The organism is Lacticaseibacillus zhaodongensis, from assembly GCF_009687905.1.
Taxonomy (GTDB): Bacteria; Bacillota; Bacilli; order Lactobacillales; family Lactobacillaceae; genus Lacticaseibacillus; species Lacticaseibacillus zhaodongensis.
This window is the reverse complement of the sequence record NZ_BLBG01000001.1, coordinates 431,588-443,202: the sequence shown is the minus strand read 5'-3', so window position 1 is coordinate 443,202 and position 11,615 is coordinate 431,588. Positions and strand designations below refer to the sequence as shown.

At 52.6% G+C, this 11,615-nt stretch carries 10 protein-coding genes; 1 reads left to right on the top strand and 9 read right to left on the bottom strand.

Going from position 1 to position 11,615, the window contains the following annotated elements; genetic code table 11:
- Positions 1 to 49: 49 nt before the first annotated feature.
- On the bottom strand, positions 50 to 1,009 hold the full coding sequence (gene pfkA / locus GN107_RS02225; RefSeq protein WP_155285860.1) for a 6-phosphofructokinase: 960 nt from the start codon (positions 1,007 to 1,009) through the stop codon (positions 50 to 52).
- Positions 1,010 to 1,121: 112 nt separating this feature from the next.
- Positions 1,122 to 4,400, bottom strand: coding sequence for a DNA polymerase III subunit alpha (locus tag GN107_RS02220; RefSeq protein ID WP_196246196.1), 3,279 nt, complete (start codon positions 4,398 to 4,400; stop codon positions 1,122 to 1,124).
- A gap of 125 nt (positions 4,401 to 4,525) precedes the next feature.
- Here GN107_RS02220 and GN107_RS02215 point away from each other — a divergent pair, with 125 nt between their 5' ends.
- On the top strand, positions 4,526 to 4,723 hold the full coding sequence (locus GN107_RS02215) for a YjzD family protein (protein WP_155285862.1): 198 nt from the start codon (positions 4,526 to 4,528) through the stop codon (positions 4,721 to 4,723).
- 56 nt (positions 4,724 to 4,779) lie between these two features.
- Here GN107_RS02215 and GN107_RS02210 read toward each other — a convergent pair whose 3' ends face one another.
- From GN107_RS02210 to rnz, 7 genes are all read right to left on the bottom strand, one after another.
- The gene (locus GN107_RS02210) at positions 4,780 to 5,634 is read right to left on the bottom strand and encodes a hypothetical protein (RefSeq protein WP_155285863.1); all 855 of its coding nucleotides are present in this window, start codon (positions 5,632 to 5,634) and stop codon (positions 4,780 to 4,782) included.
- A gap of 87 nt (positions 5,635 to 5,721) precedes the next feature.
- The gene (locus tag GN107_RS02205) at positions 5,722 to 6,273 is read right to left on the bottom strand and encodes a DUF1836 domain-containing protein (RefSeq protein WP_155285864.1); all 552 of its coding nucleotides are present in this window, start codon (positions 6,271 to 6,273) and stop codon (positions 5,722 to 5,724) included.
- 244 nt (positions 6,274 to 6,517) lie between these two features.
- Complete coding sequence (rpmF, locus tag GN107_RS02200) at positions 6,518 to 6,706, bottom strand: 50S ribosomal protein L32 (RefSeq protein WP_155285865.1); 189 nt, start codon at positions 6,704 to 6,706, stop codon at positions 6,518 to 6,520.
- A gap of 77 nt (positions 6,707 to 6,783) precedes the next feature.
- Positions 6,784 to 9,387, bottom strand: coding sequence for an ATP-dependent chaperone ClpB (clpB, locus tag GN107_RS02195; protein ID WP_155285866.1), 2,604 nt, complete (start codon positions 9,385 to 9,387; stop codon positions 6,784 to 6,786).
- Between the two features lie 176 nt (positions 9,388 to 9,563).
- Positions 9,564 to 9,875, bottom strand: coding sequence for a LapA family protein (locus GN107_RS02190; RefSeq protein ID WP_155285867.1), 312 nt, complete (start codon positions 9,873 to 9,875; stop codon positions 9,564 to 9,566).
- 5 nt (positions 9,876 to 9,880) lie between these two features.
- The gene (locus GN107_RS02185) at positions 9,881 to 10,669 is read right to left on the bottom strand and encodes an SDR family NAD(P)-dependent oxidoreductase (RefSeq protein ID WP_155285868.1); all 789 of its coding nucleotides are present in this window, start codon (positions 10,667 to 10,669) and stop codon (positions 9,881 to 9,883) included.
- Positions 10,662 to 11,606: a ribonuclease Z gene (rnz, locus tag GN107_RS02180; RefSeq protein ID WP_155285869.1), complete on the bottom strand. Its 945-nt coding sequence runs from the start codon at positions 11,604 to 11,606 to the stop codon at positions 10,662 to 10,664. Before rnz ends, GN107_RS02185 begins: the two co-directional genes overlap by 8 nt.
- Between the last annotated feature and the right edge of the window lie 9 nt (positions 11,607 to 11,615).

Below are 11,615 nucleotides of genomic sequence, written 5' to 3'. Positions count from 1 at the left end.
TGACATATTGTGTTTAAAATTTTGTTACCAGAATTAAGATGGTACGAGCTTAGAACGCGAGGTCCTGAGCTACCTTGTACAGGTCCATGTCGGCCTCGTGCTTAGAATCGAACAGGTCAAGCATGTTGTGGGTAACCAGCTTGTTGTTCTGAATCCCAACGGCCAAGCCACCCTTGCCCTGCATAAGCAGTTCAACGGCGTAGGCACCCATCCGGGATGCAAGCACCCGGTCGAATGCGGTTGGTGAACCACCGCGCTGGGTGTGACCCAGAGTGGTTGCCCGCAACTGGAAGTCACCGTATGGCTTAAGCTTGTCGGCAAATTCAGCAGCGGTCATCACGCCTTCAGCAAGCACGATGATTCCGTGCTTTTCACCGCGAGCGCGGGCACTCTTGAGCTTGTTGGCAACTGCTTCAACGTCAAAATCCTTTTCAGGAATGATAACGTCTTCGGCAGCACTGGCAACCCCGGCCCACATTGCGATGTCACCGGCGTTACGGCCCATGACTTCAACAACGAAGGTCCGCTCGTGGCTAGCAGCGGTATCGCGAAGCTTATCGATGCTTTCAACTGCCGTGTTGAGGGCGGTGTCAAAGCCAATCGTAAAGTCCGTGAAAGGAATGTCATTGTCGATTGTGCCTGGAAGACCAATGGCGTTAAAGCCATGTTCGTTCAGACGCAGGGCACCATGGTATGAACCATCGCCCCCGATAACAATGATTGCGTCGATGCCGAACTTCTTCAGCTGTTCGATACCCTTAAGCTGAACTGGTTCTTCAGCGAATTCAGGAAAACGAGCAGAGTAGAGGATCGTACCGCCACGGCTGATGATGTCGTCAGAGTCAACCGAGCTGATTCTGAAGATATCACCGGCAAGCAAGCCAGCAAAACCATAATTGATACCGTATGCTTCAAGGCCTTCGTGTTCAGCCTTGCGCGTAACGGCACGCACCGCGGCGTTCATACCTGGGGCATCCCCACCGCTGGTCATAATACCAATGCGTTTCATTATTTCACCTCACGTGATTTATCGTGGATAAATGTTCCGTTCCACACAAGAATTAGCTTAACACTTTTCATAAACAAAGTCGCCTAGAATCCGGACTTTTTTAGCCGCACTCTCAAGAATGTGTCGCAGGTGAAATTGCAACCGCTTCAGTCCCCAAAATTGCCCCTAGTTTCGTTAATAAAGCCGGACTGACGGTCACAGCATACTCTGGTGCCAGCAGTACTCTACGGCCCCCGCTTACGATGATGACCTGCGTTTGACCATGATTATCCTGTAATAAGTGTAAGACCTCTGTTTTCATTTTTGCATCAGTCACACCAGTCAGATTCAGAAACAGCTGTTTGGGCAGGCGCGCATTTGCCGCGGCCGCGTCGTTAATATTGCGGGCAACATAGTGCTGCTGACCATCATCTTCACGCTTGCGGTCCGGATAAATGCGCATCAGGTAGACTGTTCCGGCGGTCAAGGGCTGGGACTGTAAATAGGTTTCGGGGAAAATGGTCACCTCAGCACTGCCGCTACTGTCACTGACGGTTGCAAAGGCCATTTTGCTACCCGACTTCGTGCTAATTGTGCGCAGCCGGTCAACTAAAACCACAACCGTCGCGTCACCCTGCTGCCGTAACTGAGCAAGCAGCTTACCACCGCGGACGGACCGCAAACGGGCATACTCATCAGCGGGGTGGCCATGCAGGTAAAAGCCCAAGGTGTCCGACTCCAAGCGCCGGAGCTCAGCCGGACTTTTGGTGCTGGGCGTGAGCCGCGGCCAGAGTGCGGCGAGGAGGTCCGGGCTACCGCCAGCAAGTTCGACGGCAGAACACATGCTGTCAATGCTAGCCAGTAGTTCACCGCGCGGACAGCCTAATTCATCCATGGCACCAGCAGCAATCAGCGGGGTCAGCACCGTGGCACTCAACCACTCATTATCAAGGCCGAGTAAAAAGCTTTGCAAGTCTGTAAACGGCCGGTCCTGGCGCTGCTGCAAAAGTGCAGTGACAAAATCCCGCCGCAAACCGTGAATGCTACCAAAGCCAACCAGCAAGTTGCCTTTGACGATGCGGTAACCACGTCCGGAGCTAAGGACGCTCGGACTACGTAAACTAATGTGCGCTGCCCGCAATTCGCTGACGAACTCCCGGGTCTTGCTGGCATTACCAAGGTTAGCATTCAGTTCCGCCTGGTAAAACGCCAGAGGGTAATGAGCCTTAACATATGCCATCCAGAACGCAAGCATTCCGTACGCGACGGCATGACTCCGGTTGAAGCCATAACCCGCGAATTGTTCAATTGCTGCGTAAACTTTGCGTGCCGCCGCCGCGTCAAGACCATTTTTTGCGGCACCGATGATGAATCGGTCCTGACCGGCATCAATCAACGCCTGCTTCTTTTTACTCATCGCCCGCCGCAGGTCATCAGCTTCAGCCATGCTGAAACCGCCAATACTGCTGGCAACTTGCATTACCTGCTCCTGATAGACAATAACTCCGTAAGTAGGAGCTAGGATTGGCTCTAGGAGCGGGCTATCGTAATGGACCGCAACCTGGCCGTGCATCCGCCGCGTAAACTCATCAATATATTGCATTGGGCCCGGACGATAAAGTGCCGCAGTCGCGACAACGTCCTCAAAACTACGCGGCTTGACCTTCTTCAATACTGACCGCATCGGCCGACTTTCGAACTGAAAAACGCCGTTACTTGCACCACGCGCAAATAATGCCAGCGTTTCTTGATCATCAAGTGCAATCGCACTGACATCAAGTGGCGTTTTGTAAGCATACTGCACGGCAGCAAGCATCTGGCGCAAAATGCTGAGTGTCCGCAAGCCCAGAATATCGATTTTGAGCAAGCCGACCCGTTCAACGCCTTCCTTAGCTAACTGCGTCTGGACACCGATTCCAACGCTACTCTTTTGCAGAGAGACTATGTCGTTCAGGTCACCAGCGGCGAGCACGATCCCGGCCGCATGCGTGCTGATTGCACGGGGCAACCCTTCAATTGCGCTCGCGGCCCGGACGACCGTTGCAGTTTCCTCATCCTGTCTGAGCAAGTTAGCGAGCGCTGGCACGTCTTGAACCGCCTGCCGCAAGTGCTTTTGATCGTGCGGTAGTGCCGCCATCAATGCGTCCTGTTTGAACTGCGGCAGCCGCATTGCGCTCGCTGTATCGCGAAGCGCTTGCCGCGCGCCAAAGGTACTGCTGGCCATGATTTGCGCGGTGTGCGCGTCACCATAGCGCGCGCGGATGTACTCGAGCACGTCCCCGCGCCGGGTGTCCTCAACGTCAAGATCAATATCGGGCATCTGTCCCCGGTTCGGATTCAAGAAGCGTTCAAAAAGCAAGCCGTAGCGGAGCGGGTCGACCATGGTGATCCCGAGGGCATAGGCAACCAGAGAACCGGCCGCTGACCCCCGGCCGGGGCCAGTCATGATGTCCCGCTTTTTTGCAGCCGCAACGATATCCTGAACAATTAAAAAGTAATCGTCAAAACCCATCGCGCCGATCACAGCGAGTTCATGATCGAGCCGCTTGGTATATGCGTCCGGGATCACGCCCCCTAGCAGCCGCCGCAAGCCGGTCGTAGCCAGTTCACAGAGATAATCTCCTGTCGTTTGCCCATCCGGAACCGGAAAGTGGGGCAGCTGGGGATCCTTGAACTCGATTTCGAGCTGACAAGCAGCGACTAAATCTGTGCACGCAGCAATTAATTCCGCCATCCCCGCCGCCCGAAGCATTTGCTCAATTTCACCGCAATTACCCAGTCCGTAGTCTGTGCTGCCTTCATTTGACTCCCGAAGCGGCTCATTTTTGCGAATTGCCATGAGTAATTGCCGCGTTTGTGCATCCGCGGGGGTCAGTTCACGCACGTCACCAATCGGCAATGCGGTCCACGAATGTACCCGGGCAAATTCGACTAGGTCCGCATCCAACTGCTGCAAACTGACCCCAATCGCAAAGCGACTGGGATGTTTTGCGCGCAACGCCTCGGCAGCAGCGACCGCCGCGTTCCCATCACCAGCAGTAAAAGCACGGGCGAGTGCACCCCGATCACTACTGATGCACGCCAAGCCAGTAAAATCGGGTAGCTCATCGAGACTCGTTGCCCCCATCTGCACCGCCGTACTGATGCGGAGCAAGTGCTTATAGCCAGTTTGGTTGAGGGCAATCAGAATGAAATCATCTGTCGCCAGTCGACACTGCATACCAATTAGCGGCACCAGCTCCGCGGCCCGCATCTGCTCATAAAATGGCAAAATATTGTAAAGCACGTTCACATCGGTTATGGCTAACGCCGTGTAGCCCGCCGCCTTGGCACTACTAACCAACTGCTCGACTCTGATAGGGCTAGCAAGTAACGTTCCACTTGTTAGCACCCGTAAGTGGGTAAAACTCATCCCGATCACCTCGCCATCCATTATATCGACTGCTGGGACAGATGCACACAATTTCGTAAATGTCGCAGCCCCTTTGCAAAGCGAATTGCGGCATGCTAAGATAGCGTGAGAAAAGAGGGAAAGCTATGAAATATGTGATGACATTTATCTGGGCGATGATTTTAGGCCAGGTTACCGGCTTCCTCGCCGGCGCCTTGACCCAGACCGCATACAGTCCTAGTTTGTCTCTGGTAGTCAGCCTAGTCTTCGCTCTTATTCTGCTCACGCTTCCAAGTTTCCTGAAGCATTTTGAAGTCGAAGAAGAGAAAGCTCACCAGAACTAAGTAATGCTAAAAAAAACGCGACCCACAATTATGTGGGCCGCGTTTTTTGCTGCAATTTACTTGGTGATGTAAATGAATAAGTTGGTGGTTGAGAACCCAACGTCAAACTTCACACCGTTACTTTTAATTGTCTTCATTGTGGTCTGTGACTTGTTCTGATTCTTAACGGCCTTGGCAAACTTCTTCATTAACGTCTTAGCATCTGCACCAACAGAATTACCGAGCAGAGCCATCGTGATCCCGAACTTCTCCGCTTCCTGCTTATTCTTCATGGCCTTAACTGGTACCATCAGTGAATAGCCAATCAAATTGCCGTCCTTGGTCACGTTCGCACGTACAGTCTGCCCTTTTGTTTTCAGAACTTGGCTAACCCCGGCGGTAGCAGATGTCGGCAATTGCTGCGCCTTGGTAGCGGCAGTGGCTTTTGCGAGTTCATTCTTGAGCGTTGCGGCCGCCTGCGCCATTGCCTGCTGCTGTTGCGGCGTCATTGCTGCGATCTGGGCCTTAGTGGGTTGCTTCTGCCCGGACTGCATCTGCTTCTGCACACTCTTTGGCAGAGCCGAACCGATCACGGCCTGGTTATACTTGGCCACAGAGCTTTTGTATGTCCCGAGTGATTTAGCGGCTTCAACGTACACAGTCTGTTTCTTGTCACCTGCTGTCAGGTGCACTGTTTGTTTCTTGTCACTAATTGGCAAGGTGATGGCAAAAGTCCCACCGTTAATCTTGCTGCTACCCGTGGCGGTGTCTGCTCTGTAATGCACTGCCTTGGCACCACTAGCGTCACCCTTGATTACAGATACTAATCCGTACTGCTTAAAAGTAGTTTTATTTGCGTTTAACTTCTGGCCACATGCAGCCAAAACCAGCGTGAGCACAACTGCGCTCAGCGCTGTCATCATTTTTTTCATTACTAACCATCCTTTGGCTTCAGTATGAGCATTAGTCTAGCGCGTCAACAATGCCCCTGCAAGCAGAATGTGACTCCTTGTCACATTTTACTCCTTATGCTTACCTTCGGGCTCAGGCGTAACCATCTTCACCATCATCTCAACCAACAGCTTTTGGACAACCGCCTTAATGGCCAGCTGCCCCATCGCATCCTGAATTACGGTGGTGTCAGCCTCGCTCAGCGAGTTGATCACCAGTTCCCCGCCAAAATTAGCAGCGATACTGTGCACTGCTGATGCAAACTGAAGGATAAACGCATCAAAGGCTTGTTGTGCTTCCCGATTCTTGAGCTGGTAACGGATACCCCCAGCAATCGTATCGAGACTAAACACCGGCTTCAGGATCGCAATCACGATAATATTGGCCAACTGCCCCCGGGTGTACTTCTTCTTTTTTGGAGCGGTAATGATGCCTTTTTTGACATAATTATTAACCATTGTCGGGGTGAGTTCGCCCATTCCAGCCGGGCGGACCAGGTCATTCACAAACTGGACCACCTGATCCATATACAGATCAAACTGTGGCAGGTCCGTCCACCGCGGCCAACTAATGGCGCTAAGCTGCTGTAAGTATTCATTGAATTCTTGATTGTCTGACATAAGATGCCTCCCGATTTCGTTGCTACCGCCATTATAGCATGAATAGCATATCTATGCCGGGTCAGCTAGTTTTGAATACCATCAGGGCGCGTTGTTGCACTTCAAGGCATAACTAGGGGAATACTCTTTGCCAGCCTTTCATCCCCCAGCGGAAGATCTAAGAACGACAGAGTTCCTAACAATGGTGTCGACCACAAGAACGTAAAAAAAATACCAACAAATAAATGTTGGTATTCCTTATTGATTAAGCATTTGCGTCGGATTTGGTCTTCACAACCTGTTCACCCTTGTAGAAGCCCTTAGGGGAAACGTGGTGTGAAACACGGTATTCGCCGGTTGTTGCGTCAAAGTGCAAGTTAGGAACGTTCAACTTGATGTGACCGCGGCGCATTGCCTTTTTGGTCTTAGATGTTCTGCGTGCTGGAACTGCCATGATTGTTAACTCCTTTATAACTCGGATTTCCTTTTTACTATACAGGAGTTTTGAAAAAATGCAAGCGTCAAGTGGCATTACTTGACATTTTCAGCAACTTTCTTCTGTACGTCAAAGCCGATTGTACCGTCTTTTGCGACCAGTGTCACGGTATCGCCATCACTAATTTCGCCGGCGATGATTTTCCGAGCCATTGGGGTCTCGACGCGCTGACTGATGACGCGCGCAAGTGGCCGGGCACCATAAGCTGGTTCGTAACCAAGATCTGCAAGCAGGTCCAGCGCTTCCGGACTTGTCTGCAGAGTCAAGTTCTGGTCTTGAACCCGATTCTGCAGGTGGGCAATGTCCTTCACAACGATTTGCTTGATGTCTTCCTTGCGCAGTGGGTTGAACATAATGATGTCGTCGATCCGGTTCAGGAATTCGGGCTTGAATTTAGTCCGGACCAGCTGCATAACGGCATCATGCTGCTTCTTGACGTCTTCTTCGCCGCCCGCACCGAGTAGCAATTCACTACCGAGGTTAGACGTCATAATGATAATGGTGTTCTTGAAGTCGACAGTCCGGCCCTGACCATCAGTCAGGCGGCCATCATCCAAGACCTGGAGCAAAATGTTAAAGACATCCGGGTGGGCCTTCTCGATTTCATCCAGCAGCACGATTGTGTACGGGTTCCGGCGCACGGCTTCGGTCAATTGTCCGCCTTCCTCATAGCCAATGTAACCGGGGGCGGCCCCAATCAAGCGGGATACGCTGGCTTTTTCCATGTATTCAGACATATCGATCCGGACCATGTGTTTCTCAGAATCGAACATGTCCTCGGCAAGTGCCTTTGCCAGTTCCGTTTTACCCACCCCAGTCGGGCCAAGGAACATAAAGCTCCCCAGTGGCCGGTCTGGGTTCTGCAGACCCGCACGGGAGCGCAGGACGGCGTCAGTGACCGACTGAACCGCATCATCCTGACCAACGACCCGTTCGTGCAGCTTGTCGTCGAGATGAAGCAACTTTTCTCGGTCGCCCTCAACCAACTTATTGACTGGGATGCCAGTTTGCTCACTCACAACCGCCGCGATTCCTTCAGGGGTGACAGATTCTTGGACAAGCCAACTGTCCGGGCGTTCCTTACCCTCCATGTCTTTGAGTTCCTGTTCCAACTTCGGAATGGTGCCGTGTTGCAAACGGGCAGCGGCCTCCAAGTCGTACTTGTCCTGGGCGTCACTCAGCTCGTGCTTGGCTTTTTCGATTTCACTCTTCTTATCGTTCAGGGCGCTAAGCTGCTTCTTCTCGGCTTCCCACTGGGCCTTGAGCTTGTTTGTCTTTTCCCGGACATTAGCTAACTCCGCCTGGGTGCTCTTTAGTCGGTCCACACTAGCCGCATCGGTTTCACCGCTGAGCGCCTGCTCTTCAATTTCGAGTTGCATTTGCTTGCGCTCCGCAATGTCCAGTTCGTTAGGCCGCGAGTTCATCTCCACGTTGATGTTGGCACTCGCCTCATCAACCAGATCAATGGCCTTATCCGGCAGGAAGCGGTCGGTAATGTAGCGGTTCGACAGTCTGGCTGCGGCGACTAGGGCGGCATCGTGAATCCGGACGCCATGGAAAATTTCGTAACGTTCCTTTAGCCCCCGCAAAATGTTGACGGTATCCTCAACACTGGGTTCTTGAACGAGTACCCGCTGGAAACGCCGCTCAAGGGCCTTATCCTTCTCGATGTTCTCCCGATATTCATCCAGCGTGGTCGCCCCGATCAGGTGCAGTTCTCCGCGCGCCAGCATTGGCTTGAGCAAGTTACCAGCATCCATGGAACCCTCGGTCTTGCCGGCACCCACGATCGTGTGGATTTCGTCAATGAACACAATGATCTGGCCGTTAGCCTTTTTAACTTCTGCCAGAACGGCCTTGAGCCGCTCCTCAAATTCGCCCCGGTATTTGGCTCCGGCAATCAAGCTGCCCATGTCCAAGCTGATAATGGTCTTGTCCTTCAGGTTGTCCGGAACATCTTGGTGCACAATGCGTTGCGCAAGCCCTTCAACAATGGCGGTTTTGCCGACCCCGGGTTCACCGATCAGGACCGGATTGTTTTTGGTCTTCCGGCTCAAAATTCGGATCACGTCCCGAATTTCATCATCCCGACCGATGATTGGATCCATTTTGCCGGAACGCGCCTCGGCGACCAAATCAGTCCCGTACTTTTTTAGGCTTTGATACTGATTCTCAGCGGTCTTGCTGGTCACGTGCTGACCACCACGGATGTCTTGAATGACCTTCTCTAACTGCTTCTTATCCACGCCAGCCTCAGTAATGAAGGTCGTGATTGGGGAATACTTCTGTTCCATGAGCGCAAGTACTAAGGTGTCCGTTGCAATGAACTGGTCCCCGAGCCGTGTTCGCTCCTTGTCTGCGTCTTGGAACAACTTGTACAGGTTCTGCGCCATATTCTGACCGTAGTTGCTGACGCCTTCGACAACGCTGATCTTGTCCAGAGCCGAGTCGATGGTGTGCGTCAGCCCGTCAACGTCAACGCCGGCTTGAGTGTATATCTGGGTGGCCAGCTCGTTTGGCGTCACTAATATTTTCCACAGGTGCGGAATATCAACATCTTGGTGGTGCCGCGTCTCCGCAACCTTCTGTGCGCTCGCCAATGCCTTAGTAACTGCTTCTGTCAGTTTTTCCGGATCCATTGCCCAACAACTCCCTCTTAATTGATTAACATCGTCTTAATCGTCGTCACTATTCAAGCAGGAACCAAAATTAGCACTCTCCACGTCCCTGTGCTAATTATTATAGCCTGTTGGTCAGCGAAGGTCAAAGATTCCAGGCAAATAGTTCTAAGTACGAAAAAAGCAGCCGCGAGCGGCTACTTTTTGGCGTTATCTTTATTTTGCTTGTCCTGTTCTTTCGCCTTAATGACACTCTTGGGTCCGCGCAGCTGGTTGAGCTCTGTTTGCAGTCGCTTGCTGTTTTTGCGGGCCGCACTAATACTTGCCGCAGACAGTAGCAAGGTAATGCCGGCACCGAGCAACAGCGCAACGACGATGATAATAATCATTGGCCATTGGAGCTGTAAACCGAAGAAGTTGACCACCACGGCCTGGCTGTTCTGCAGCGCAAAGATAATAACAATTAGCGCTAGGACGAGACCCAACACGAAACGTAATTGATTCTTCATCAGCTTCACTTCCGATCAAAGACGTTGACGATGATGTAATCACTAATATTTGGAAAAAGCGGATAAATTTTAGCAGCAACGGCCATGATACCCGGGAGGTTGATTTCCCGGACGGGCCGCCCGAGCGCCTGCAGAATTCGCTTCGCCACTTGCTGCGGGTCGAGTGCAAAAATATCAACACTCTTTTCGTACTCCTCAGCGCCCGCCCGGTTAAAGAAGTTGGTCCGCACTGGGCCAGGGTTGACGGTGGTTACGAAAACACCGGCTGGACGCAGTTCCATCCGCAAAACATTCGAATAGGCGATGACAGCGGCCTTGGAAGCGGAGTAGACCCCACTCTTAGGAGTCGAAATTTTGCCGGCCATGGATGCGATGTTGATGATGTGGCCGTAGCCTTGCTCAACCATGATGCGGCCGGCGAGCCGGGTCATGTACATGGTGCCCAAGACGTTGGTCCGTAACATCGCCTCGGCGGTGTGCATTGGCGTGTCGAGAGCCGTCTCGAAAATCCCAAAGCCCGCCGCATTGAGCAGGTAATCAACATGATCAACCGAACCCATGATCTGGTCCCAGACGCTGTCAATTGCGACCGGATCAGACACGTCAAGGGTGAAAGCATAAGCGGACTGCCCAGAGAGCCGTGCACACTCGGCACGTACTGCCGCTAGTTTACTACGATTGCGGGCCAGCAGAACAACAGTCGCACCGCGCTTAGCCGCAGCCAGCGCCACGGTCTTCCCGATTCCGCTAGATCCACCAGTGATTACTAACACCTTGCCATGCAAATTAGTCATGCTGGTCACTCTCCTTTACAAACGGAATGTTGATGGTATCAAAATCATTCACGACGCGCGTGTTTTTGAACACACCCCGCGCCTCGTACTGTAACTGCTTAGCTGCCGCACCGACATAGCGTGCGGAAATGTGGTTCAGCAGTAGCCTGCCAACCCCCGCTCTGCGGGCTAGCTTGGCAGCCTGAATGTTTGTGGAATGGAAATACTGGTGAGCGAGTTTGGCCTCACCCCCAGCGAAGGTGCTCTCATGCACCAGGACCGTGACTCCCTGCGCCAGGGCCAACTCCCGAGAATTCTGCCGGGTGTCACCGAAGATGGCCAGACTGCGACCGCGCTGTGCGGCTCCAATGAAGTCGTTTCCATCTAGTTGTGTTCCATCAGCCAGGGTGATCGTTTTGCCGGCCTTAAGAGCCCCATATAGCGGTCCAGAAGGCACACCAGCGGCATGAACCTTATCAATTAGCAACTCACCAGGGTGATCCTTCTCGACGACCCGGAAGCCGAAGCTCTCAATCCGGTGGTCAAGATGGTCACAACTAACTGTAAAGGTGGCATCATCAAATACCAGTCCCGGTTTCAAATCAACGAAGCTAAGTTTGTAGGGCAGGCGAGTCTGGGTGATCCGCAGACTGGTGCGGACGTAATCCTCAATCCCATGGGGGCCGTAAATGGTTAACTCTTCCGAACCGCCCTGGTTAGCCCGGCTGGCAAGGAAACCTGGCAAGCCGAAGATATGATCACCATGCAGATGGGTGATGAAAATCTTGGTCACCTTCCGCGGGCGGATCGTTGTCCGCAAAATCTGGTGCTGCGTGCCTTCACCACAATCAAAAAGCCACACCTCGTTGCGCTCATCGAGTAACTTGAGTGCTAGACTACTGACGTTGCGGCTACGTGCGGGTGAACCGGCACCGGTACCTAAAAATGTAATTTCCATTTCTGCCAT

What these genes read in the sequence shown, in the direction of transcription:
- GN107_RS02215 (WP_155285862.1), top strand. Translation starts at nt 4,526, where the DNA reads ATGAAATATGTGATGACATTTATCTGGGCGATGATTTTAGGCCAGGTT.
- rpmF (WP_155285865.1), bottom strand. Translation starts at nt 6,706, where the DNA reads ATGGCAGTTCCAGCACGCAGAACATCTAAGACCAAAAAGGCAATGCGC.
- GN107_RS02185 (WP_155285868.1), bottom strand. Translation starts at nt 10,669, where the DNA reads ATGACTAATTTGCATGGCAAGGTGTTAGTAATCACTGGTGGATCTAGC.
- clpB (WP_155285866.1), bottom strand. Translation starts at nt 9,387, where the DNA reads ATGGATCCGGAAAAACTGACAGAAGCAGTTACTAAGGCATTGGCGAGC.
- GN107_RS02190 (WP_155285867.1), bottom strand. Translation starts at nt 9,875, where the DNA reads ATGAAGAATCAATTACGTTTCGTGTTGGGTCTCGTCCTAGCGCTAATT.
- GN107_RS02210 (WP_155285863.1), bottom strand. Translation starts at nt 5,634, where the DNA reads ATGAAAAAAATGATGACAGCGCTGAGCGCAGTTGTGCTCACGCTGGTT.
- pfkA (WP_155285860.1), bottom strand. Translation starts at nt 1,009, where the DNA reads ATGAAACGCATTGGTATTATGACCAGCGGTGGGGATGCCCCAGGTATG.
- GN107_RS02220 (WP_196246196.1), bottom strand. Translation starts at nt 4,400, where the DNA reads ATGAGTTTTACCCACTTACGGGTGCTAACAAGTGGAACGTTACTTGCT.
- GN107_RS02205 (WP_155285864.1), bottom strand. Translation starts at nt 6,273, where the DNA reads ATGTCAGACAATCAAGAATTCAATGAATACTTACAGCAGCTTAGCGCC.
- rnz (WP_155285869.1), bottom strand. Translation starts at nt 11,606, where the DNA reads ATGGAAATTACATTTTTAGGTACCGGTGCCGGTTCACCCGCACGTAGC.